Origin of the sequence: Enterobacter sp. GER_MD16_1505_Eko_090, assembly GCF_003331015.1 — a bacterium.
Classification (GTDB): domain Bacteria; phylum Pseudomonadota; class Gammaproteobacteria; order Enterobacterales; family Enterobacteriaceae; genus Enterobacter; species Enterobacter roggenkampii.
The window spans coordinates 256,898-279,791 of the sequence record NZ_PUQF01000001.1 but is presented as its reverse complement, the minus strand read 5'-3'; the positions used below and the strand labels follow the sequence as shown (position 1 = coordinate 279,791).

Sequence of the window (22,894 nt, the reverse complement as noted above, 5' to 3'; positions counted from 1 at the left end):
AGGCAAGGCGTAGGCCTTCTCTCGTAAAAGTAATAATACGTATTAACGCAATGAGAAATTTAACGACACGTCGCAGCGGTACGCTGAATTTTACCCGGTAAGGCGTTCAAGTTTATTTTGGCGCGGCAGGTTTTCGCTCCCCACTGTACCGTTATGCTGTCACCGTCGTTCAGGCCGCTCATATAGACCTCTCCGTCGCTCCCGACAATGCTCATCGCATCGCTTCCGTTAAGCTTTACCATGGCCCCAAAGGGCACCGGCGAGTTCTGATACAGCAACGTTATCAGAGCCCGGAACCCCGTTCTCGCTTTGAACGTCGCTCGCACCACGGCACCGCGCGTAGGTACGACGTTGACTACAGATTCGTCCACATCCACGTCCGGCCCCAGCGAACCGATGTCTATCGCAATCCGGTTTTCCTGATAAGCGCTGGCATAGGGCACTACCGCATATCCGCGCCAGTCCGTTTTAACGCCAGGGTTATTGCGCACGCTCACGCCTGATGCGCCCTGCGCTTCTAGCAGCACAATGGTATCCCCCAGCGGCTGAGAGAACGTCACGCCATGCTCGTGGCCGACAACCCCCCCCTGCAGACCGAAGTTCAGCTGACTGTTCTGTCGGCTGTAGTTGTAGCCTGCGCTTACGGTACCGTAGCCGCCTTTATAGGTTCCGCTTAAGGAACTTCTCGATTCTCCGCCAGACGACGTATAGCCCTGCTGAACAAGGTAGCTCAGGTTATTATCAGAAAGTGCGGTGCCGCTCAGACCCACCAGGTGCGTCTCAGGACCGTTCTTTTGCATATTCACGCTATAGCTGGCCCAGCTTTGCGGCAGCCATTTGCTCAGCGGCACCTGTAAGTTAAAGGCTACAATCTGGTCCCTACGGTCTTTGCCCGGCGTTTCACTGTAGGTGTAGCCGAGCGAGTAATTAATATCGCGAATACTGGTGTTAAAGCCGGTGCTGACGTTGCGCTCATAGCCCTGTCTGCCCCAGTAGTCCTGCTGGTATGCCGAAATATAAAAATTTCCCCAGCTTTGCAGCGACTGGCTGAGGTTGAGTTGCAGTCGGCTTCGCTTATTGTAGCGCTGGCTGCTGAATTCATTCACCTCCTGGAAGGTATAAAAGCCTTCCGTGGAGTAGCGATAGCTTGCGAGCGTCACGGTGGTATCGGTCGTGGCCACCGTTTTTGAATACTGCACCCGATAGGACTGTCCCCGGCTGCGGCGATTTTTCTCCTCAACGAGCTGGCTTTCGGCAAGGGTAACGTCCGCCGATAGTGAGCCTATATCGCCAAAGCTGAGGCCGGAACCAAGCACGCCGGACGCATAGTTACTTGCCCCCAGGACGCCACCGTACAGCGTGAGATTATTGGAGAGGCCATAAGCCAACGTGCCCAGGCCAAATGTGGGCGTATGTGCCCCATGCTTCGTCGTTCGAAACTCGCCTGTGCTCAGCGCATACTTCACGCGGCCTTCCCGCAGCATGACGGGAACCGCGGAGAAAGGTTGCACGAAATGCTGGACGCTGCCGTCAGCTTCGGTGACGACAATATCCAGATCGCCGCTCGCTGACGTAGGATAAAGATCGCGAATGATAAAGCTGCCAGGCGCCACGTAGGTTTGATAAACCGTGTAGCCGTTTTGCTTCACGGTAACCGTGGCGTTGGTGCGGGCGATCCCCCGAATGATGGGGGCGAAGCCGCGCATGCTTTCCGGCAACATGGTGTCATCGGAAAAAATTTGGGCGCCGCGAAACATCACGCTGTCAAACACGTCGCCGGGGGTGCTGGTTTCCCCCACCTGAAACTGCCCTCTCAAAAACTGGACGTCGCGGCTCAGGGTCGTATTCAACGACGAAAACGACTGCTTTCCGTTGTTCTTCGTCACGGTGCTGTAGTTACGCAGGCGCCACGGTCCCGCATTAATACCGCTTTGCAGATTGGTGTAAAGCTGATCCTGCGCCTCACCGTCCCGGCTCCAGCTGCGCGAGCCGTTGATGCTGTAATTTACCAGCAGTGCAGAAATGCCCTGGTTCCAGCGCGACGGATCAACGGTGCCGCGTGCCCGCGCGTTAAGCGCCGATTGAGGGATAGAGATATCCAGTCTCTGCCTGTCAAAATCCAGCCGGGTGGAGGCATCCGGTATAAATGCGCCGGGATCGGTAATTATTGCCTCGGCAGGCAGCATGGATAATTCAGGAAATGCCTTGACCCTGACACCAAGTGATTCCAGCACGCTCCGGTTAAGCTCCGGCGCCAGCCCGACGCCGTTAACAGATACAAAAGAGATATTTTCCGTTCGGATATAATTTTCATTAAGCCATATTTCCACCCTGTAGGTGCCGGGTAACTGTTCTCCCCGCTCGAAGCGGCCCAGATCGATGCCCTGAGAAGTCGAGTGTGTTTTTTCAAGCGCATCGGCCATAAAATAGAGTTCGCCCGCAGCTGCGGGAAAAACGCCCGAAATAAAAAGCGCTATCGTCGAGAGTCGACTTACGCGGTTAGGCCACGAGCCAGAGAAAAAACCATATCGAGAAAAAGGAACAGTATTCACTTTGCTTACCTGCGCGAGTGACATAGCGTATTGTTAATATTTTTTATTTCAGCATCTGGCGCTTTTCTGTCGTTACGCCACCAAAATCATTTATGGCTTTCCAGGCCACCTGCGTTCCACTGCCGGCCACCGTTGCGGAACTAAAGGGTGAAATCATCGGCGGCTGCGCAATCGTGTTATTGCCAATCGTTAATGAATAAAGAGAAACGTAGAACGGCGTTGGGTTATTAATCACCAGGTGTTCACCGCGCGTCTCAAACTTTAATTTCGTCCATGCTTCACCGGATTTTTCAGACGCCAGCGCCGCAGGGCGATAGAAAATTTTCATACGCGTCTTAACGGCAATAAGCAGCCGATTTTCATCTGACCGGGTCATTGAGGGAATAGACTTAACGTTTAGCCAAAAAACAGATTCGCGATTATCAGGCAGTGTTTTTTCACCGGTATAAATGATCCGCAGCGTATTTTCATGGCCTCCGTCTAGGCGGAACAGGGGCGGCGTAACGATAAAAGGAACCTTCTCCTTCGAGTTTTCACCTAACTCAACCCATGACTGAATTAAATAGGGAACGGCATCCCGACTGTTACTCACCGGGAGTGAGGCTTCGCTTTCATTTCCATTATAAATTAAGCGTGTCCCCCCGACGGTTATGCTGGCCTGAACCGGTAGAGAGAGCAGGCAAACGCCTGATAACGCAATCGTTCGAATAAGTTGACTCATCATACGTTCCCAATATTTCAGCAAGAGACAACGGGGCGCACCTTAGGTACGCCCGGGATATTACTGATAGGTAATGGTAAAATCTGACGTCGCGTTTGCCGTACCCGCCACCACGGCAGCCTGCGTTGCCTTATATTTGGCCACGAAGGTCATCTTATTGCTGTTTGCGGCATCTTCGCCTGCGCTGGTGTCAAGGGTGATACTCTTCGACTGGGTTGCCAGAGGGATCGCGGTAATGCCATCCTCTTCATAAAACGCAACGCCTACACCTTTCGCCGTTTGATCGCTGTTCAGCGCAAGAATACTGGTGTCAGAGCTGTCCGCAGTACCATCAAACTTAATAGATGCAGAGGTAACGGCCGCGGGGCAATTGTTCAACATTATGCTGAAGCGGGTTGCAGCAGCAACAGATCCGGCCGCGCTGAACGAGCTTTTAGGGATTTTCCCAAGGTTAACGGTCTGATTCGCCGTACTGGATTCAATCGTACAGGCCGAATCAAGGATTGTGCCGGTGAAATTAATTTTTCCATCGGCCGCCTGAGCGGCAAAGGTGATTCCACTCACGGCAGCGGCCGTCAGTACATTACGAATTACACGGGTAACTTTAGTTTGCATAGCTTTATCCTTAGGATTGAACATTATCTGCATTGACGTCATGTCAATGCAGGAACAGCGGAATAAGTCCGCTAAACCAGTTAATGTATTATTTATTGCCCAGTCAGGCTGATTTTAGACAAGGATGGTGATAAGCCTGAGTGGATAAAATAACGATAAGCTGTTTCATCTCTGAACTGCTTCCTAATGCAAGTCGCTTTCTTAAATAGTAGTTTTTATTAATGTCATCGCGGTCATTGCAACGATATTTCCCGGTCGACGCATCGTATAGCGTCATCAGAAAGTCCAGATGTTCTGGCGATAACTTTACCGATAACCTGTCGTAAATAACATCGGCTACTTCCCAGGGTTTTTCCGTTGCGGGGAGTTTCGCTGCGCGATCGCAAAGCGCCTTCAACTCTTTGATCGTCGTAACCAGCCAGAAGAGTTTTAAATAGCTATTGCCTGTGTTTTCTTCTGGTGAAATAAAATAGGTTCGTCGCGATAATCCTCTGGCCGCGAGCCGAGAATACAACCACCTTATGTTATCTGTTGTTTCATCAATTGCATCAATCAAAATGCAAGGCTTATCCAGGATCGTTGCACAGACGATAAACTCAAGGCGGTTATCAAAAAAGAATACCGCTTTGTCCGCTGAGGATAAGCCCTGAATGGCCTGCCTCATTGCAAAATTCCGAGTGAACACCAGTAGCGTCGTCAACGTTCATTCCTTTTTTTAATTCACATAACATGATTAAGATGAAGTTTTGACAACATATATGCGCTCTAAGCAAGACCTATCGATTACATAAGCTTTTCCATCAACCCTTGCAAAGGGATACCGCTCAAAGCCGACGGTATTAAACGCATTTTGAATTTTTTTAATCATGGACAGTAGATAAGATCTGGAGCACCGCAACCCATGATCTTCAAAAACATGTACGATGATGTCATTATCGTAGACAATTCCTTCATCCATTCCTGACAATAAATACTCAAACAATCTGGCTTTCGTTGTACCAAATCTTTTGATTCGGCCATTTTTGATATTAATTAGCGTGCGCGTTGTTGGCCTGTATTCCAGATGCTGGAAAATGGTGTATCCATACAGAAGTTCGTCAGAGACAAAAGGCACAACCACTCCTTAGGGGCTTATCGTTCTCATTTCTTTGACATCTCCTCCTCCGCACTGGGTAATCAGTGTTCGCCTGATTTGTAGAAGATGGTATTTGAATGAAGAAAATGTGACAATGAGACAGATTTATCAAGATAAAAAATCACAACTTCGACTCTATTAGAAATATTCAACCACTAACTTAACATTATTAAGTATAAAAACCCTTTTGATAAAAAAATGTATAAAGCCAACACTAATTTTTAACGAAATTATTACACAAGCATATTCATCCATTATAATTAACAAAACAGAACAAAAAACCAAACAATAAACAATCAATAAGTCAAATCAATAAGTTAGTAGAGTAAAGAAAAGGAATTAAACCTTTTCTTAATAGGGTTAATTTAAGATTATTCATGACAAAACTTTGAGTTTTAGTAAAACGCCCAATACAAAACCTGAATTTTCTTTACAAAGCTCTAACATCCTCTCGTGTGAATAATAAAAAAACCTATTAAAAATCAATTACATCATGAGAAATCACACTCAGATCAATTTTTTTTGATGAAAATTAACATTATTCCGGCACATTCCTTCTTCCCTTCCCGTGATGAGTTCTGCCAGCAAACTCAAGAGATAAAAAAGGCAAGTGCCGATAGACACTTGCCTTATATTGCGCGTTTGTAAAAAGTAACTTACGTATCCGGGAACATCACGCTATTCCCCGGCGCTTCCCTGTGCAGATGGATAAAGTTCAGGTGCCGTTCATACTGGTCCAGAATATCCGTAATCACCTGCTCCTTGCTGTAGTCCATCAAATCATTCCCCTGGCTTCCTTCAAGCAGGAAGGTCTCCAGCCGGTAGTAGGTCGATTTCCCGCTGCGCGCCCGGTAGGTAAAGCCGGGGACCGAGTACTGCTGCGGCCAGATCTGGTAGACAAAGTTCTGCTCGTCGCCCATGTGCACCAGCAGATCCAGGTGACCCAGGGTTTCACCCTCCTCTGGCGGCAGGTTTTTCAGCTCCACGTACGCACCGCGCAGCTTCAGTTCCTGCGCCACCTCTTCCATTGCCGGGAAGCAGACCGTCTCCATCATCTGTTTGGTGTAGCGCGTGCCCGGGTAGTTCATCAGGCGCGACAGGCGTTTCTTCCAGCTCAGTCTGTCCTGCGCCCCCATCGGACGCGGTGCGGTATCGCGGCTGGCGCTGACGCGGCGGTAATCTTCCACCTTGAGCGATTTATACAGCCCGGCCATCACAAAGAAGATGACGAAGCTGAACGGCAGCCCCATGATCACCGTGGTGTTCTGTAGCGCCGAGATGCCGTTGGTCATCAGCATGCCGAGCGTCAGCAGGCCGATGGCGACCGACCAGAAGATGCGCAGCCAGTTCGGCGCATCGCTGTTGATGTCCTTCAGCTTCGAGGTGAAGTTACCCAGCACCAGCGCGCCGGAATCCGCCGAGGTGACGTAGAACAGCAGGCCGGTAATGGTCGCCACGGAGGCGCTAAAGGTGAACGCCGGGTACTGCGCCAGCAGGCTGTAGAAGCCGCGCTCCGGGTGCGCCATCGCTTCCTGTGCAAAGGTCGCGTTGCCGTGGATGATCTCATGCAGCGCGCTGTTGCCGAACACCGACAGCCACAGCAGGGTAAAGGTGAACGGGATAATCAGCGTGCCCATCACAAACTGGCGGATGGTGCGCCCGCGCGAAATACGCGCCAGGAACAGGCCGACAAACGGCGACCACGCGACCCACCACGCCCAGAAGAAGAGCGTCCAGTTGTTCATCCACTCCACCGGGCGATCAAAGGCGAAGCTGTTCAGCGTCATGCCCATAAAGCGGTTCACGTAGTCGCCCACGTTCAGCACTAAGGCATTGAGCAGGAACGAGGTGTCGCCCATAAACAGCACGAACAGGATCAGGCCCAGCGCCAGCGCCACGTTCAGTTCGGAGAGCACGCGGATGCCTTTATCGACGCCTGACGTCACCGAAATGGTGGCAATAATGACGGAGAGCGCAATCAGCGCCGCTTTCGCCGCCATCGAATCCGGAATATCAAACAGCACGCTCAGCCCGTAGTTGAGCTGCACCACGCCAATCCCGAGCGTGGTCGCAATACCGAAGATGGTGCCGATCACCGCCGCGATATCGACGCTATGGCCAATCGGGCCGTTAATCTTTTTACCGAAAATCGGGTACAGCGCGGAGCGAATGGTGAGGGGCAAATTATAACGATAGCTAAAGTATCCCAGCGCCATGCCCATCAGGGCGTACATTGACCAGCCGGTCAGGCCGTAGTGGAACAGCGTCCAGACCATCGCCTGGCGTGCAGCCTCCATCGTCTGCCCTGCCCCTTCCGGCGGCTGCATATACTGCGTGACCGGTTCCGCCACGGAGAAGAACATCAGGTCAATGCCGATGCCCGCGGCAAACAGCATCGCGGCCCAGCTCAGCAGGCTGAACTCGGGCTTGGACTGCTCTGGCCCGAGCTTCACGGAGCCGAAGCGCGAGCAGGCAATGCAGACCACAAAGACGATGTAGAGCGTCGCCGCCAGCAGGTAGTACCAGCCGAAGGTCTTCGATACCCAGTTCAGGGTGCGCCCAATCCACTCGGCAGAAAAATCGCGAAAGAAGATCGTTGTCAGGGAAAACAACAAAATCAGCCCGGCGGACGTATAAAAAACGACCGGGTTGATTTTGTCTTTTTCTCTGTCCTGTGAAAGGTCTGTCATCCAGTATCCTCACTGTTTTTGTAACTATTAAAATCCAAATCCGCAACAATTAAGACACATTTTATATTGAACGTCCAATCAAAAACCGCTTTAATGGTTAACCAACGCTGATGAATGGAGTGGCAATAATGCCCAAAGTGGGGATGCAGCCGATCCGGCGCAGGCAGCTTATCGACGCCACGCTGGAAGCAATAAATGAAGTGGGAATGCATGACGCGACGATCGCGCAGATCGCCCGTCGGGCAGGCGTTTCCACGGGGATCATCAGTCACTATTTCAAAGACAAAAACGGTCTGCTGGAAGCGACCATGCGCGACATCACCGGCCAGCTGCGCGATGCGGTATTAAGCCGCCTGCACGCCCTGCCGAACGGCAGCGCGGAGCAGCGTCTGCAGGCGATTGTCGGCGGTAACTTTGATGAAACCCAGGTGAGCAGCGCGGCGATGAAGGCCTGGCTGGCCTTCTGGGCAAGCAGCATGCATCAGCCCATGCTCTACCGCCTGCAGCAGGTGAGCAGCCGCCGCCTGCTGTCGAACCTGGTGTACGAGTTCCGCCGCGAGCTTCCGCGCGAGCAGGCCCAGGAGGCGGGCTACGGGCTGGCGGCGCTGATCGACGGGCTGTGGCTGCGCGCCGCGCTGAGCGGCAAGCCGCTGGATAAGACCCTGGCGCAGTCGCTCACCAGCCACTTTATCAGCCAGCATTTACCGACCGACTAACCGAGGAGAATTTATGTCCCGAATGGCAGAACAGCAGCTTTATATCAATGGTGGTTATACATCGGCCACCAGCGGTCGCACCTTCGAGACCATCAACCCGGCCAACGGTGAAGTCCTGACGACCTTACAGGCCGCCGGGCGTGAAGACGTCGACCGCGCCGTGGAAAGCGCAAAACGCGGGCAAAAAATCTGGGCGGCGATGACCGCCATGGAGCGCTCCCGCGTTCTGCGTCGCGCCGTCGACATCCTGCGCGAGCGCAACGACGAGCTGGCAAAGCTGGAAACCCTCGACACCGGTAAAGCGTATTCCGAAACCTCAACCGTGGATATCGTCACCGGTGCGGAAGTGCTGGAGTACTACGCGGGGCTGATCCCGGCGCTGGAAGGCAGCCAGATCCCGCTGCGTGAGACCTCATTCGTCTACACCCGCCGCGAGCCGCTGGGCGTGGTGGCGGGCATCGGCGCGTGGAACTACCCGATCCAGATCGCCCTGTGGAAATCGGCCCCGGCGCTGGCGGCGGGCAACGCGATGATCTTCAAGCCGAGCGAAGTGACGCCGCTTACCGCCCTGAAGCTTGCCGAGATCTACACCGAAGCGGGCCTGCCGGACGGCGTGTTTAACGTCCTGCCGGGCGTGGGCGCGGAGACCGGCCAGTACCTGACCGAGCATCCGGGCATCGCCAAAGTCTCCTTTACCGGCGGCGTCGCCAGCGGCAAAAAAGTGATGGCCAACTCGGCGGCCTCGTCCCTGAAAGAGGTGACGATGGAGCTGGGCGGTAAATCACCGCTGATTATTTTCGACGATGCGGATCTGGATCTCGCGGCGGACATCGCCATGATGGCCAACTTCTTCAGCTCCGGCCAGGTGTGCACCAACGGCACCCGCGTGTTTGTTCCGGCTAAGTTCAAAGCCGCGTTTGAGCAGAAAATCGTTGAACGCGTGGGCCGCATCCGCGCGGGCGATCTGTTCGATGAAGCTACCAACTTTGGCCCGATGGTCAGCTTCCCGCACCGCGACAGCGTGATGCGCTACATCGCCAAAGGCAAAGAGGAAGGCGCGCGCGTGCTGTGCGGCGGCGACGTGCTGAAGGGCGAAGGCTTCGATAACGGCGCGTGGGTGGCCCCGACCGTGTTCACCGACTGCACCGACGAGATGACCATCGTGCGCGAAGAGATCTTCGGCCCGGTGATGTCCATCCTCACCTATGAGTCCATTGAGGAAGCGATTCGCCGCGCCAACGACACCGACTACGGGCTGGCGGCAGGCATCGTCACGGCCGACCTGAACCGCGCCCACGGCGCCATTCATCAGCTCGAAGCGGGCATCTGCTGGATCAACACCTGGGGTGAATCCGCCGCAGAGATGCCGGTCGGCGGCTACAAGCACTCCGGCATTGGCCGCGAGAACGGCGTGATGACGCTGCAGAGCTACACCCAGGTGAAGTCCATCCAGGTTGAGATGGGTAAATTCCAGTCCATATTTTAACCGGGAGGTTTATTTGCAATTTGACTACATCATTATCGGGGCCGGCTCTGCCGGCAACGTGCTGGCGACACGACTGACTGAAGATCCGAACACCACCGTCCTGCTGCTTGAAGCAGGCGGGCCGGATTACCGATTTGACTTCCGCACCCAGATGCCCGCCGCGCTGGCGTTCCCGCTGCAGGGCAAGCGCTACAACTGGGCGTACGAAACCGAGCCAGAGCCCTTCATGAACAACCGCCGCATGGAGTGTGGACGCGGCAAAGGGCTGGGCGGCTCGTCATTGATCAACGGCATGTGCTACATCCGCGGTAACGCGATGGACCTCGACCACTGGGCGAAAGAGCCGGGCCTGGAGCACTGGAGCTACCTCAACTGCCTGCCCTACTACCGCAAGGCAGAGACGCGCGACGTGGGGCCGAACGACTACCACGGCGGCGACGGCCCGGTGAGCGTTACCACCTCGAAACCGGGCGTGAACCCGCTGTTCGAGGCGATGGTGGAGGCGGGCGTGCAGGCGGGCTATCCGCGCACCGACGATCTCAACGGCTATCAGCAGGAGGGCTTCGGCCCGATGGATCGCACGGTCACGCCGCAGGGCCGACGCGCCAGCACCGCGCGCGGCTATCTGGATCAGGCGAAACCGCGTCCGAACCTGACCATCCGCACCCACGCCATGACCGATCGCATCCTCTTTGAGGGCAAGCGCGCGGTGGGCGTCGAGTGGCTGGAGGGTGAAAGCACCATCCCCTCCAAAGCGACGGCAAAAAAAGAAGTGCTGCTGAGCGCCGGGGCGATTGCCTCCCCGCAGATCCTCCAGCGCTCCGGCGTGGGCAACGCTGACCTGCTGAAGCAGTTTGATATCCCGCTGGTGCACGATCTGCCCGGCGTGGGGGAAAACCTGCAGGATCACCTGGAGATGTACCTCCAGTACGAATGTAAAGAGCCGGTCTCCCTCTACCCTGCCCTGCAGTGGTGGAACCAGCCGAAGATTGGCGCGGAGTGGCTGTTTGGCGGCACCGGCATAGGTGCGAGCAACCACTTCGAAGCGGGCGGGTTTATCCGCAGCCGCGAGGAGTTTGAGTGGCCAAACATTCAGTACCACTTCCTGCCGGTGGCGATTAACTACAACGGCTCGAACGCGGTGAAAGAACATGGCTTCCAGTGCCACGTCGGCTCCATGCGCTCGCCGAGCCGTGGACACGTGCGCATCCAGTCGCGCGATCCGCACCAGCATCCGGCGATCCTGTTCAACTATATGTCCCACGAGCAGGACTGGCAGGAGTTTCGCGACGCGATCCGCATCACCCGCGAGATCATGCACCAGCCCGCGCTGGACAAGTACCGCGGCCGTGAAATCAGTCCGGGTATTGACTGCCAGACCGACGAGCAGCTGGACGAATTCGTGCGCAACCACGCGGAAACGGCGTTCCACCCGTGCGGCACCTGCAAGATGGGTTACGACGAGATGGCGGTGGTCGACGGCGAAGGCCGCGTTCACGGGCTGGAAGGGCTGCGCGTGGTGGATGCGTCGATTATGCCGCAGATCATCACCGGCAACCTGAACGCCACCACCATTATGATTGGCGAGAAGATTGCCGATGCCATTCGCGGTCGCGAGCCGCTGGCGAAGAGCACGGCGGCGTATTATGTGGCGAACGGGGCACCGGTGAGACGCTAAGTCATTTGCCCTCTCCCCACCGGGGAGAGGGAATTCACTTCCCCGCCACAAATTTATTTTCATTTCCCTGCATCCAGTTTCCCCCCGCCCCTCGTATATGAGTATGTGAGCAACGCCTTTGCTCCTTAATCCGAGGATAAATGATGAAAAAGCTACTCAGTGTTGCATTCGTATCCAGCGCGATACTCTTCTGTGCAGGCGCATCAGCAGCCATGACGTCAGACACCGTGATGGTGGGCGGAGCGGCGATGTTCCCGAGCAAAAATATTGTTGAAAACGCCGTGAACTCGAAAGATCACACTACGCTGGTGGCCGCCGTCAAAGCGGCCGGGCTGGTGGATACGCTTCAGAGCAAAGGGCCCTTCACCGTCTTTGCGCCGACCGATGCGGCGTTTGCGAAATTGCCTGCCGGCACGGTCGAGAACCTGGTCAAACCCGAAAACAAAGCCACGCTCACCAGCATTCTGACCTATCACGTGGTCGCCGGTAATTACGATATGAAAGCGCTGGAGCAGAAAATTAAACAGGGCGGCGGCCACGCGGAGCTGAAGACCGTTAACGGTCAACCGCTGTGGATCATGAGTAACGGCCCGCACAATATTCAGCTCAAGGACGGTAAAGGTAACGTGGCGAACATCAGCACCTACGACGTCCATCAGAAAAATGGCGTGATCGATGTGATTGATACCGTCCTGATGCCTAAGTAGTTGTCTATACTTCGGAAGTGTGACGTTGCCTTCCGGGAAAAACATGGATAACGCGCTGGCTGAACAGCAGTTGAAATTAATGCAGGCGGTCGCAAACGGCGATCGCCGCGCATTTGAACAGCTTTACCGACTCACATCGCCTCACCTGTTTGCCGTTGCGCTGCGCATGCTGCGCGACCGCGCCTGGGCAGAAGAGATCCTGCACGACTGTTTTGTCACCGTCTGGAGTAAAGCCGAAACCTATAACGCTACCCTGAGCTCCCCGATGACCTGGCTTACGCATATTGTTCGCAACCGCTGTATTGACTGGCTGCGCAGCGGGCAAACCCGGGCTGCAGCCCGTGAAGAGTCGTATTCGGAAGATATTCTGCTGAGCGAAAGCGATGAGCAGAATAACTGGCACGACGATGCGCAGGCAGAGCGGCTCAGGCATTGTCTCGAACATTTGAGCAGCGAGCAGCGCCAGAGCATTACGCTCGCCTACTATCAGGGCATGTCTCACAGCGACATTGCCGACTGGCTCCAGCAGCCTGTAGGCTCGGTGAAAAGCTGGATACGTCGGGCAATGGATCATCTTCGGGAGTGCGTGGGGCTATGAATGACGCAGAAAAACGCGACGACATGCTGGCTGCGGAATATGCCCTCGGCACCCTGCGCGGAGGGGCGCGGCTTCAGTTCCAGAAAAGGGTCCTCCGTGAACCCGCTCTGGCCGCCCGCCTGGCGTACTGGCAGGACATGTTCAGCACGCTGGATAGTCATCTTGTGCCCGTCCCTCCACCCGAGACGGTGTGGAAAAGAATCACCCTCGACCTGCCGCCCAAAAAGCCTTTACGCCAAAGTCGGCCTTATCTCGGCTGGATGGTTGCGGCCTCCCTCGCCGCCCTGACGGTCGTTGCCTGGTATGCCACCCGTACACCGGAACTCGTTCCGCTGATCGTCCTCAACGATGCCCAACAGCACGGGGAATGGGTCGTCAGCGCGGATGCCAGCCGCCAGCACCTGAGCATTGCCCCTCTTCGGCCGACGGCCGTCGCGGCGCAACACAGCCTCCAGCTTTGGCTGATCCCAGGCGGGCAGGCGCCGGTCTCCATGGGGCTGCTGCATAACGACATACCGACACGCGTCACCCTCAGGAACACAACGCTCCCTCCTGACGCCACGATAGCCATAAGCCTTGAACCAGCGGGCGGATCGCCCACTGGGCTCCCCACAGGCCCGGTGCTTTACAGTGGCAAATTGTAATTCTCAGGCCCTGTTCGCAGGGCCGCTATCGTGCCCCCATTTCATTTATATACTTTTCTCGGTTACCAATAAGAATTAAATATTAAGCCTGTAATTAATGTAATTATTAAAAAACGACATTGACAGACTCTTGCGTACTCCATTAAGTTTTAAAAGAACATCATTTTATTCCCGATACACAATATATCAAAAACCGCATTAATGAATTTGTCATTATTCATTAATGCTTCTCTGCCTTTTATTTTTTGCATCACTCAATAGCGAGATAAGATCATGAATAATAGTGCAAACAAGGTTGTTGTCATTACCGGTGCCAGCAGCGGTATTGGTCAGGCGATTGCCCTCCATTTAGCGAATAACGCGTTTTCGCTGGTGCTGGTGGCGCGCCGTCTGGACAGAATTAATGCCCTGGTGGATCAGATTATTCAGCAAGGCGGCAAGGCGATAGCCGTGAAGGCCGATGTCACCCGTCAGGAGGAGGTTCAGCGCGCCATTGACGCTGCCGTTGCCGCCTACCAGCGCGTGGATGTGCTGATCAACAACGCGGGCTTTATGGCTATCGCCCCCTTGAGCGAGCTGAAAACCGACGAATGGGACAAGATGATTGACACCAATCTGAAAGGGGTGCTGTACGGCATCGCGGCCGCGTGGCCGGTGTTCCAGCGTCAGGGCAGCGGGCATTTTATTAACGTTGCCTCCGTCGCGGGCATCAAGGTGCTGGCACCTGGCGGCGTGGTGTACAGCGCCACAAAATTCGCCGTCCGCGCGCTGAGTGAAGGCTTACGTCAGGAGGCGGGTAAAACCCTCCGCACGACGCTTATTTCGCCCGGTGCCGTCGAAAGCGAGCTGCAATTCGGCAGTTCTGACGAAGAGAGCAAAAAATTTCTCCATGAATTTTATAAGCAGGCTATTCCGGCTGACGCAATTGCCCGCGCGGTTTTATTTGCTATTGAACAGCCCGGCGACGTTGATATTAATGAAATTGTTGTTCGTCCAACGCAGGAAGAATTTTAGCCTGGGTTAAATAATGCTGAATGAGGTGTCATTATGATTAAATCATTAACGTCCTTATCAGATCTCAATATGCGAACGGGTGCCGATATTCTTCTTGAAGTGCTGGAGAGTGAAGGCGTGGAATATATTTTTGGCAACCCCGGCACCACCGAACTTCCGCTCATTGATGCCCTGCTTCGCCATGAAAATATTCACTATATTCTGGCGCTTCAGGAGAGCACCGTGGTGGCGATTGCCGACGGCTACGCGAAAGCCTCCGGCAAAACGGGCTTTATCAATTTGCATACCGCGAGCGGCCTGGGGCACGGCATGGGGAATCTCATTAATTCGCGGATCATGAAAACCCCGCTGGTGGTGACCGTTGGACAGCAGGATACGCGGCACTACGTCCGCGACCCGCTGCTGTATGATGATATTGTGTCCATCGGCTCTCCGGTCATGAAGTGGGCGCAGGAGGTCACCAGCGCCGACCAGCTCCCGGTGCTGGTGCGCCGCGCGTTTCACGCTGCCAGCTACCCTCCGGCTGGTCCGGTGCTGCTCTCTCTGCCGATGAACGTGATGGAAGAGCTGAGCGATGCCGCGATACAGACGGCGTCGAGAGTGAACTACCACACCGTGGCGGGCTCGCTGGACGAGCTGGCGGAGGCGCTCAGCGAGATCGCGCCGGGCAGGATCATGATTGTGGCGGGCGATGAGGTGCACTCCAGCGGCTCGACGCAGGAGATTGTCGAGCTGGCGGAAGCGCTCAGCGCCCACGTCTACGGCTCCTCCTGGCCGCTGAATTTGCCTTTTCCCACTCAGCACGCGCTCTGGCGGGGCAATATGCCCACCACCGCCAGCGAAATCGCCAGCATCATCAATGCCTACGATGCCGTATTCATCATCGGCGGCAGAAGCCTGATCACCATTTTGTACAGCGAGGGCGAGGCCATTCCGGCGACCTGCGCGGTGTATCAGCTCTCGGCGGATATGCACGAGCTTGGCCGCACCTATGCCACTCGCCTTTCGGTGATGGGGGATATCAAACTGTCCCTGCACGAACTGCTGCCAAAGCTTAAGCAGCGCCTGATCGCCAGCACGCTGGCCCACCAGCGGCTGCTGGTTACGGCCCGCGACGAACGGGAGAAGGAGTGGCAGCAGCAGGAGGAACGTCTGGCCGCCGAGCGGCTACGCCCGGCGCTCTCCCCGATGGTCGCAGCCTGGGAAGTCATCCGATCCATTCCGGCGGGTACCACCATCGTTGATGAGGCGATAGCGACCGCCAGGCATGTCCGCCGGTTCATCTCTGACCAGCAGCACCAGCGCTACTACTTTATGCGCGGCGGCGGACTGGGCTGGGGGATGCCCGCAGCAGTAGGTCACTCGCTGGGGCTGGGCCGCGAGCCGGTAGTGTGTTTAGTTGGAGACGGAGCCTCCCTCTACTCGCCGCAGGCGCTCTGGACGGCGGCACACGAAAATCTGCCGGTCACCTTTATCGTCATGAATAACAGGGAGTACAACATCCTGAAAAACTTTATGAAGAGTCAGGCTGACTACAGCTCAACGCGGCTGGGGCGTTTTATCGGGATGGACCTGGTGAACCCGCATATCGATTTTCAGTCGCTGGCCACCGCCATGGGCGTCCACTGCTGCCGGGTAACCGAGGCTGCCGATATCGCCGAAGCGGTAGCGCGCGGGCTACAGTCAGGAAAAACCAACCTGATTGAAATCGCGATTTCCGCGGATTAACCGCGCGTTTACGCTGTACCCTACATAAAAAACTTATAACCGAAACGCCTCAAGCCGCTTTATCTGCCGCCCTTCATCGTCAAAATTCTCTGCCGCCAGCCAGGCGCGCAGCTCCGCGTCTCTTTGCGGCCATTCGCCGTCAATAATAGAAAGCATATCGCTGTCGCGGTTGCGCCCTTTACGCACCAGCTTCTGGCGCAGGCGTCCCTCCCAGACAAACCCCAGCCGCTCCGCCGCCCTGCGTGAGGCAACGTTCATGGAATCGCACTTCCACTCGAGGCGCCGGTAGCCGTGCTCAAACGCATTTTTCAGCAGCAGCCACACCGTTTCGGTGCCGATGCGGGAACCTTTCATTTTGCGCGACCAGGTGACGTGACCAATTTCCACCGAGCCCAACAGCCGCTCGTTAGCCATATAGCTCACCAGCCCCACCGCCCGTTCGTTGCGTAAGTCAATGACGGCAAACGGCACCAGCTCATCGTCCATGACCTTCGCCATGATCCAGTGCGCGGTGGCTTCCACGCTCGTGGGCTGCGTGCTGGCAAGCCACGTCCAGTCGCTGTCGTCTCCCAGCGCGTAGGCCTCAAAGAGATCGGCCGCGTGGCGATCGGCGTCCAGCGGCTCCAGGCGACAATACTGGCCGAACAGCGGCGTGCGGGTTAACGCGCGCGCGCCCTTCCAGTCGGGAACGATATCGTTAACGGTTTGACCATGTTGATTGATTTCGGGCACGGCGGTGACTCCCTGAAAGGTAAGGCATTTGTTATAGCAGGTTAAAAAGCAGGCGAAAAGCCGCGTGTTTTAATAGCCCGAGCGCATGCGATATTCCCGGAAGGCATAAGTAAAGCTGAATTTCGACTTTGTGGAATGTCACAGTCGCCCTAACGTAGCGGAGCATAAAACAATCACAATATATTCTTCTCAGGGATCGCTATGACAAAAAAACTGTTGCCGTTACTGGTGCTGGCTGCGCTCTCAGGCGCCGCCCACGCCGCTACGCCACCCAACACGCTGGTGGTTGCCCAGGGGCTTGATGACATCGTGAGCCTCGACCCGGCCGAAGCCAACGAGCTCTCCAGCATCCAGACCGTGCCGAGCCTGTACCAGCGTCTGGTGCAGCCGGACCGCGATAATCCGGAAAAAATCACGCCGGTTCTGGCAGAAAGCTGGGACGCGGACGCGGCAGCAAAAACCCTGACCATCAAGCTTAAACCCGATGCGACATTCGCCTCCGGCAACCCGCTGCGCCCGGAAGACGTGATCTTCTCTTATACCCGCGCCGTGACGCTGAACAAATCCCCGGCCTTTATCCTCAACGTTCTGGGCTGGGACGCGAGCAACATCGCCAGCCAGCTGAAAAAGGTGGACGATCATACCCTCCAGCTTCACTGGACGGCGGACGTCAGCCCGTCGGTGGCGCTGAATATTCTCTCCACGCCGATTGCCTCTATCGTCGATGAAAAAGAGGTCGCCGCGAACGTCAAGGATAATGACTTCGGTAACGCGTGGCTGAAAATGCACTCGGCGGGCAGCGGCGCGTTCAAAATGCGCGTCTATCAGCCGCATCAGGCCATCGTGCTGGAAGCCAACGATTCCGCCCCCGGCGGCGCGCCGAAGCTCAAAAGCATCATCATTAAAAACGTTCCCGATCCGGCTTCACGCCGCCTGCTGATCCAGCAGGGGGATGCGGACGTGGCGCGCGATCTGGGTGCAGACCAGATTAGCGCCCTGGACGGCAAGCCGGGCGTGAAGGTGCTGAGCATTCCGTCCGCCGAGCAGAATTACCTGGTGTTTAACACCGGCAACAGCGCCAATCCGCTGCTTAACAACCCGGCGTTCTGGGAAGCGTCGCGCTGGCTGGTCGACTATGACGGCATCACGAAGAACCTGCTGAAAGGCCAGTATTTTGTTCACCAGAGCTTCCTGCCGGTCGGCCTGCCGGGCGCGCTGGAAGACAATCCGTTTAAATTTGACCCGGCAAAAGCGAAGGCAATCCTCGCCAAAGCGGGGATTAAGGACGCGCACTTCACGCTGGACGTGGAGAACAAGCCGCCGTTTATCACGATTGCCCAGTCGATGCAGGCGAGCTTTGCGCAGGGTGGCGTGAAGGTGGATCTGCTGCCTGCCGCTGGGAGCCAGGTCTATGCCCGCGTGCGCGCGAAGCAGCATCAGGCGGCGATCCGTCTGTGGATCCCGGACTACTTCGATGCGCACTCCAACGCCAGCGCCTTCGCGTGGAACGACGGGAAGTCCAGCACCGTGGCCGGTCTGAACGGCTGGAAAATCCCGGAGCTGAACAAGGCCACGCTGGCGGCGGTTGCCGAACCGGATCCGGCGAAACGTCTGGATCTGTACAAGAAAATGCAGGAGCAGCTGCAGCAGAGCTCGCCGTACGTGTTCGTCGATCAGGGCAAAACCCAGATCGTGGTGCGCGATAACGTGAAGGGGTATCAGCAGGGGCTGAACGCGGATATGGTCTGGTACGATCGCGTCACGAAGTAGCCCTTGTTGCCGGGTGGCGCTGCGCTTACCCGGCCTGTGTTCTCGGTTTTTGTAGACCGGGTAAGGCGAAGCCGCCACCCGGCATGAAGAGATTTTCCATGCCACATCTTTCCACCCGCGTGCTTCAGGGTCTTCTGACCCTGCTGCTCACGCTCTTCGGGCTGCTGCTCGTCACGTTTGCGCTCTCGGCGTTTTCCCCGGTCGATCGCGTGCTGCAGATCGTCGGCGATCACGCCAGCCAGTCAACCTACGATCAGGTTCGCCACCAGCTTGGGCTGGATCGTCCCCTGCCCGTGCAGTTCTGGCACTATCTACAGAGCCTCGCCCACGGTGATTTAGGCACCGCCAGCGCCACCGGGCAGCCGGTGCTGCAGGATCTGCTGCACGCCTTCCCCGCCACGCTGGAGCTGGCGACCCTGGCGTTAATCATCGGGTCCGTGCTCGGCGTGACGGCCGGGGTGCTGTGCGCCCGCTACGCCGGTTCGCCGCTCGATTTATCCATCAGAACGCTCACCCTGCTCGGCAACTCGGTGCCGATTTTCTGGCTCGGCCTGCTGATGCTGGCTCTGTTCTACGCGAAGCTGCAGTGGAGCGCGGGCCCCGGCAGGCTTGACGACATCTGGCAGTTTACCGTCGAGCCGCGCACCGGCTTTGCGCTGATAGATACCTGGCTTTCCGGCGATCGCGAGGCGTTTCGCAACGCCATCAGCCACCTGGTGCTGCCGGTGCTGCTGCTGGCGTACTACTCGCTGGCGAGCATTACCCGTCTGACCCGCTCCGCCTGCCTCGGCGAAATGAACAAGGAGTACATCCTGCTTGCCCGCGCCAAGGGTGCCGGGGAGATGGCCATTCTGCTGCGCCACGTGCTGCCGAACATTCGCAGCACCCTGCTGACGGTGATCGCCCTGGCCTATACCAGCATGCTGGAAGGTGCGGTATTAACCGAAACCGTCTTCTCGTGGCCGGGCATCGGACGCTATCTCACCACCGCCCTGTTCGCCGGAGACACCACCGCGGTCATGGGCGGCACGCTGCTGATCGGCGTCTGCTTTGTGCTGATCAATAACCTTACCGACCTGCTTGTGCGGGCGACCGATCCCAGGGTGCGCTGATGCCGTTTTATCTCTTCTTACGCCGCCTGCGCCGCTCCCCTGCCGCCGTTTGCGGGCTGATTGCCCTCGCGCTGCTGGTGTTTATTGCCCTGTTCGCGCCCTGGCTGGTACCGGTTGATCCGAACTGGCAGGACGCCGCCGCGCGCCTGCAGGCACCGAACGGCCAGCACTGGCTGGGCACCGACAGCTACGGGCGCGATCTGCTCTCGCGCCTGATTTACGGCACGCGTCCGGCGCTCGGGCTGGTGGCTTTAGTAACGGTCATTACCCTGCCCGCCGGGCTGCTGGTGGGGATTTTGTCCGGCTACTACGGCGGCTGGCTGGAGCGAGTCCTGATGCGCTTTACCGACGTGGTGATGTCGATGCCGCGCCTGATCCTCGCCTTCGCGTTTGTGGCGATGCTCGGCCCGGGGCTGGTCAACGGCGCGCTGGCGCTGGCCTTAACCACCTGGCCGGCCTACGCGCGTCAGGCCCGGAGCGAGATTCAGCGTCTGCGCCACAGCGATTATCTGGCCGCCGCGGAGATGATGGGGATCCGCGGCCCGCGCCTGCTGGTCGGCCATATTCTGCCCCTGTGCCTGCCGTCCGCGATTGTGCGGCTGGCGCTGGATCTGGCGGGGATTATTCTGGCCGCCGCCGGTCTCGGCTTCCTCGGCCTTGGCGCACGGCCGCCCATGGCCGAATGGGGGGCGATGATTGCCGACGGCATGCAGGTGATTTTCGACCAGTGGTGGATTGCCGCTATTCCGGGCGGAGCGATTCTGTTTGCCAGCCTGGCGTTTAACCTGCTGGGCGATGGCCTGCGCGATGTACTGGAGCCACAGCATGACTGAACACCGCGTCATCGTCGATGCGCTGAATATCGACTACCCCGCCGCACGCGTGGTCAACAACCTGAGTTTTACGCTTGGCAACGAGCGGCTGGCGCTGGTTGGGGAATCCGGCTCCGGCAAGTCCATGTCCGCCCGCGCCCTGATGGGTCTGGTGCGTAAACCCGGTATCGTAAGCGCCAACCGGCTTAACGTGCTGGGCAACGATCTGCTGACCCTGAACGCCCGTCGCTGGCAGGCGCTGCGCGGCAACGGGATTGCGATGGTCCTGCAGGACCCGCGCTACGCCCTTAACCCTGTGAAAAGCGTCGCCGCCCAGCTTGATGAGGCGCTCACGCTGCATCAACGCCTGCCGCGTCCGGAGCGTACGGCGCGTATTCACGACATCCTCCGCGCCGTCGGGCTGAGCGAGAACGTGCTGTCACGCTATCCCGGCGAACTTTCCGGAGGCATGGGCCAGCGGGTGATGATTGCGATGGCGCTGATCAACAACCCGCAGATGCTGATTGCCGACGAACCGACCTCCGCACTGGACGCCCGCCTGCGCAACCAGATCCTCGAGCTGCTCGTGCAGCAGTGCGAAGAACGCCAGATGGCGATGCTGCTCATCAGCCACGATCTGCCGCTGGTGGCGGAGCACTGCGACCGCGTGCTGGTGATGTATCAGGGCGAAAAGGTCGATGAGATGGCGGCAAGCCGGCTCCCGCAGGCGACGCATCCGTACACGCGCACCCTGTGGACCTGTCGTCCAGACGCCCATACCTATGGGCAGATGCTGCCGACGCTCGACCGTTCGCAGCCGTGGAAGGAGGCCAGCGATGGCGATCGTTGAGGTTAACCAGGTGCAGGTCGCCTTCGGGGAAAAAACGGCGGTTTCGGCCGCCAGCTTTAGCATTGAGAAAGGCGAGACGTTCAGCCTGATCGGTGAATCCGGCTGCGGGAAATCGACTATTCTGCGCGTGCTGGCGGGGCTGCAGCGCGAGTGGCGCGGCAGTATTGCGATGCTGGGAGAAGCGTTAACGCCAGGGCGACGCTTTGAAGGCGAGCTTCGCCGCAACGTGCAGATGGTGTTTCAGGATCCGTGGGCGTCGCTGCATCCCAACCACACGATTTCTCGCACGCTGTCGGAGCCGTTGAACATTCGCGGCGAGACGCAGGTCGCGGAGAAGGTGGCCAATGCGCTGCACGAGGTGGGGCTCTCCGCCGACGCGGGCAGGCGCTACCCGCACCAGCTTTCCGGCGGCCAGCGTCAGCGCGTTGCCATTGCCCGCGCGCTGCTGCTGCGCCCGCAGCTACTGCTGCTGGACGAGCCGACCTCGGCGCTGGATATGTCGGTGCAGGCGGAAATCCTGAACCTGCTTAATCGCCTGAAGGCCGAGCATGAGATGACCTATCTGCTGGTGAGTCACGACGCGGACGTGATTGCCCATATGTCCGACCGGGCGGCATTGATGGCGCACGGGAAGATCCAGAAGGTGTTTGACCGTGAGGCGATGTTACGGGGCGAGCACAGGATGGGTTAAGTGCGTGCGGCGGTGCCGGGTGGCGCTGCGCTTACCGGGCCTACGTTTCGTGCCGCGTTGATGGTTTTTCGTAGGCCGGGTAAGGCGTGCCGCCACCCGGCAAACAATTACTTCAGCAGCTTCACCGTGGCATCGATGTCGATCTCATCTTCGGTGAAGATCAGCGTCGTATTCTGGAAGGTGGTGATCGCCAGCTTCTTCACCGTGCGCATTTCGCCCGGCTTTTTATCGGATTTTGGCTTGATGCTGTTCATCAGCAGCCCCACCGACAGCACCGCGTTCTCTTTGTCGATTTTGGTATCAACGGGCTCTTCTTCGCTGAACACCACGAAGGATTTGATCGAGGTGAGCTTTACGCGCTCGCCTGCGATATAGAGATGTTTGCTTTCGGGGATCACCTTCACCGCGTAGGCGGAAAGGCCTTTGTTGTTGGTGGTAGGCTCGAAGGTCACCGCGGCATCTTTCTTAATCAGATCGGGGTTCGCGACCTTAATCACATGAAAATAGCGGTTGTCGCCGTTTTCATCTTTGATAAATCCAAAGCCTTTATCTTTAAACCACGTTGTGATTGTACCGTTCATCGCTGTTACCGCCTGTCAGATCGTAATGACTAAAGTTTTGCAGCGCGCAGTGTAATGCACAA

Annotated in this window: 21 protein-coding genes; 13 read left to right on the top strand and 8 right to left on the bottom strand. The window is 57.0% G+C overall.

The window, feature by feature from the left end; all coding sequences use genetic code 11:
- Window positions 1-59 precede the first annotated feature (59 nt).
- The 6 genes from C6A40_RS01315 to betT form a co-directional block, all read right to left on the bottom strand.
- The gene (locus C6A40_RS01315) at window positions 60-2,423 is read right to left on the bottom strand and encodes a fimbria/pilus outer membrane usher protein (RefSeq protein ID WP_045335452.1); all 2,364 of its coding nucleotides are present in this window, start codon (window positions 2,421-2,423) and stop codon (window positions 60-62) included.
- A gap of 172 nt (window positions 2,424-2,595) precedes the next feature.
- A complete protein-coding gene (locus C6A40_RS01310) occupies window positions 2,596-3,276 on the bottom strand; it encodes a fimbrial biogenesis chaperone (protein ID WP_045335451.1) in 681 nt (226 codons plus the stop codon).
- Window positions 3,277-3,333: 57 nt separating this feature from the next.
- Window positions 3,334-3,888, bottom strand: coding sequence for a fimbrial protein (locus tag C6A40_RS01305; protein WP_025912686.1), 555 nt, complete (start codon window positions 3,886-3,888; stop codon window positions 3,334-3,336).
- Window positions 3,889-3,991: 103 nt separating this feature from the next.
- Window positions 3,992-4,588, bottom strand: coding sequence for a hypothetical protein (locus C6A40_RS01300; RefSeq protein WP_025912685.1), 597 nt, complete (start codon window positions 4,586-4,588; stop codon window positions 3,992-3,994).
- 33 nt (window positions 4,589-4,621) lie between these two features.
- A complete protein-coding gene (locus C6A40_RS01295; protein ID WP_025912684.1) occupies window positions 4,622-5,002 on the bottom strand; it encodes a hypothetical protein in 381 nt (126 codons plus the stop codon).
- 677 nt (window positions 5,003-5,679) lie between these two features.
- Window positions 5,680-7,713 carry a choline BCCT transporter BetT gene (gene betT / locus C6A40_RS01290; protein WP_045335450.1) on the bottom strand — a complete coding sequence of 678 codons (2,034 nt, stop codon included), beginning with the start codon at window positions 7,711-7,713 and terminating at the stop codon, window positions 5,680-5,682.
- 128 nt (window positions 7,714-7,841) lie between these two features.
- On the opposite strand from betT, the gene betI reads away from it, so the two are divergent.
- From betI to C6A40_RS01245, 8 genes are all read left to right on the top strand, one after another.
- Window positions 7,842-8,429: a transcriptional regulator BetI gene (gene betI / locus C6A40_RS01280; RefSeq protein WP_008500977.1), complete on the top strand. Its 588-nt coding sequence runs from the start codon at window positions 7,842-7,844 to the stop codon at window positions 8,427-8,429.
- A 13-nt stretch (window positions 8,430-8,442) separates the two neighbouring features.
- Window positions 8,443-9,915 (top strand): betaine-aldehyde dehydrogenase, encoded by a 1,473-nt coding sequence (gene betB, locus C6A40_RS01275; protein ID WP_045335449.1) that lies wholly within the window; start codon window positions 8,443-8,445, stop codon window positions 9,913-9,915.
- Between the two features lie 13 nt (window positions 9,916-9,928).
- Window positions 9,929-11,593 carry a choline dehydrogenase gene (gene betA, locus C6A40_RS01270; RefSeq protein WP_023293075.1) on the top strand — a complete coding sequence of 555 codons (1,665 nt, stop codon included), beginning with the start codon at window positions 9,929-9,931 and terminating at the stop codon, window positions 11,591-11,593.
- 143 nt (window positions 11,594-11,736) lie between these two features.
- Window positions 11,737-12,300: a fasciclin domain-containing protein gene (locus tag C6A40_RS01265; RefSeq protein WP_008500973.1), complete on the top strand. Its 564-nt coding sequence runs from the start codon at window positions 11,737-11,739 to the stop codon at window positions 12,298-12,300.
- 43 nt (window positions 12,301-12,343) lie between these two features.
- Window positions 12,344-12,898, top strand: a complete 555-nt coding sequence (locus C6A40_RS01260; protein ID WP_023326864.1) for an RNA polymerase sigma factor — start codon at window positions 12,344-12,346, stop codon at window positions 12,896-12,898.
- Window positions 12,895-13,542, top strand: coding sequence for an anti-sigma factor (locus tag C6A40_RS01255; protein ID WP_045335448.1), 648 nt, complete (start codon window positions 12,895-12,897; stop codon window positions 13,540-13,542). The genes C6A40_RS01260 and C6A40_RS01255 overlap by 4 nt, the downstream gene beginning before the upstream one ends.
- Before the next feature lie 273 nt (window positions 13,543-13,815).
- Window positions 13,816-14,556: an SDR family oxidoreductase gene (locus C6A40_RS01250; protein WP_045335447.1), complete on the top strand. Its 741-nt coding sequence runs from the start codon at window positions 13,816-13,818 to the stop codon at window positions 14,554-14,556.
- A 33-nt stretch (window positions 14,557-14,589) separates the two neighbouring features.
- A complete protein-coding gene (locus C6A40_RS01245; RefSeq protein ID WP_045335446.1) occupies window positions 14,590-16,284 on the top strand; it encodes a thiamine pyrophosphate-binding protein in 1,695 nt (564 codons plus the stop codon).
- A gap of 33 nt (window positions 16,285-16,317) precedes the next feature.
- On the opposite strand, the gene C6A40_RS01240 is transcribed toward C6A40_RS01245, so the two are convergent.
- Window positions 16,318-17,016 carry a GNAT family N-acetyltransferase gene (locus tag C6A40_RS01240; RefSeq protein ID WP_021242634.1) on the bottom strand — a complete coding sequence of 233 codons (699 nt, stop codon included), beginning with the start codon at window positions 17,014-17,016 and terminating at the stop codon, window positions 16,318-16,320.
- Window positions 17,017-17,217: 201 nt separating this feature from the next.
- Between C6A40_RS01240 and C6A40_RS01235 the strand changes: the two genes are divergently transcribed.
- The 5 genes from C6A40_RS01235 to C6A40_RS01215 all read left to right on the top strand — a co-directional run bounded on the left by C6A40_RS01235 (window position 17,218) and on the right by C6A40_RS01215 (window position 22,251).
- Entirely contained in the window at window positions 17,218-18,786 is a 1,569-nt protein-coding gene (locus C6A40_RS01235; protein ID WP_021242635.1) for an ABC transporter substrate-binding protein, read from the top strand.
- Between the two features lie 98 nt (window positions 18,787-18,884).
- Window positions 18,885-19,898 carry an ABC transporter permease gene (locus tag C6A40_RS01230; RefSeq protein ID WP_045335445.1) on the top strand — a complete coding sequence of 338 codons (1,014 nt, stop codon included), beginning with the start codon at window positions 18,885-18,887 and terminating at the stop codon, window positions 19,896-19,898.
- Entirely contained in the window at window positions 19,898-20,731 is an 834-nt protein-coding gene (locus C6A40_RS01225; protein WP_023326857.1) for an ABC transporter permease, read from the top strand. The genes C6A40_RS01230 and C6A40_RS01225 overlap by 1 nt, the downstream gene beginning before the upstream one ends.
- The gene (locus C6A40_RS01220; protein ID WP_045335444.1) at window positions 20,724-21,560 is read left to right on the top strand and encodes an ABC transporter ATP-binding protein; all 837 of its coding nucleotides are present in this window, start codon (window positions 20,724-20,726) and stop codon (window positions 21,558-21,560) included. The genes C6A40_RS01225 and C6A40_RS01220 overlap by 8 nt, the downstream gene beginning before the upstream one ends.
- Window positions 21,547-22,251 (top strand): ABC transporter ATP-binding protein, encoded by a 705-nt coding sequence (locus C6A40_RS01215; protein WP_031275270.1) that lies wholly within the window; start codon window positions 21,547-21,549, stop codon window positions 22,249-22,251. Before C6A40_RS01220 ends, C6A40_RS01215 begins: the two co-directional genes overlap by 14 nt.
- A gap of 107 nt (window positions 22,252-22,358) precedes the next feature.
- Here C6A40_RS01215 and C6A40_RS01210 read toward each other — a convergent pair whose 3' ends face one another.
- Window positions 22,359-22,832 (bottom strand): cold-shock protein, encoded by a 474-nt coding sequence (locus C6A40_RS01210; protein WP_008499407.1) that lies wholly within the window; start codon window positions 22,830-22,832, stop codon window positions 22,359-22,361.
- Between the last annotated feature and the right edge of the window lie 62 nt (window positions 22,833-22,894).

Excerpts from the sequence above, each read along its gene's own strand:
- C6A40_RS01315 (WP_045335452.1), bottom strand. The coding sequence starts at position 2,423 with ATGGCCGATGCGCTTGAAAAAACACACTCGACTTCTCAGGGCATCGAT.
- C6A40_RS01310 (WP_045335451.1), bottom strand. The coding sequence starts at position 3,276 with ATGATGAGTCAACTTATTCGAACGATTGCGTTATCAGGCGTTTGCCTG.
- C6A40_RS01305 (WP_025912686.1), bottom strand. The coding sequence starts at position 3,888 with ATGCAAACTAAAGTTACCCGTGTAATTCGTAATGTACTGACGGCCGCT.
- betT (WP_045335450.1), bottom strand. The coding sequence starts at position 7,713 with ATGACAGACCTTTCACAGGACAGAGAAAAAGACAAAATCAACCCGGTC.
- betI (WP_008500977.1), top strand. The coding sequence starts at position 7,842 with ATGCCCAAAGTGGGGATGCAGCCGATCCGGCGCAGGCAGCTTATCGAC.
- betB (WP_045335449.1), top strand. The coding sequence starts at position 8,443 with ATGTCCCGAATGGCAGAACAGCAGCTTTATATCAATGGTGGTTATACA.
- C6A40_RS01265 (WP_008500973.1), top strand. The coding sequence starts at position 11,737 with ATGAAAAAGCTACTCAGTGTTGCATTCGTATCCAGCGCGATACTCTTC.
- C6A40_RS01260 (WP_023326864.1), top strand. The coding sequence starts at position 12,344 with ATGGATAACGCGCTGGCTGAACAGCAGTTGAAATTAATGCAGGCGGTC.
- C6A40_RS01255 (WP_045335448.1), top strand. The coding sequence starts at position 12,895 with ATGAATGACGCAGAAAAACGCGACGACATGCTGGCTGCGGAATATGCC.
- C6A40_RS01250 (WP_045335447.1), top strand. The coding sequence starts at position 13,816 with ATGAATAATAGTGCAAACAAGGTTGTTGTCATTACCGGTGCCAGCAGC.
- C6A40_RS01245 (WP_045335446.1), top strand. The coding sequence starts at position 14,590 with ATGATTAAATCATTAACGTCCTTATCAGATCTCAATATGCGAACGGGT.
- C6A40_RS01235 (WP_021242635.1), top strand. The coding sequence starts at position 17,218 with ATGACAAAAAAACTGTTGCCGTTACTGGTGCTGGCTGCGCTCTCAGGC.
- C6A40_RS01230 (WP_045335445.1), top strand. The coding sequence starts at position 18,885 with ATGCCACATCTTTCCACCCGCGTGCTTCAGGGTCTTCTGACCCTGCTG.
- C6A40_RS01225 (WP_023326857.1), top strand. The coding sequence starts at position 19,898 with ATGCCGTTTTATCTCTTCTTACGCCGCCTGCGCCGCTCCCCTGCCGCC.
- C6A40_RS01220 (WP_045335444.1), top strand. The coding sequence starts at position 20,724 with ATGACTGAACACCGCGTCATCGTCGATGCGCTGAATATCGACTACCCC.
- C6A40_RS01215 (WP_031275270.1), top strand. The coding sequence starts at position 21,547 with ATGGCGATCGTTGAGGTTAACCAGGTGCAGGTCGCCTTCGGGGAAAAA.
- C6A40_RS01210 (WP_008499407.1), bottom strand. The coding sequence starts at position 22,832 with ATGAACGGTACAATCACAACGTGGTTTAAAGATAAAGGCTTTGGATTT.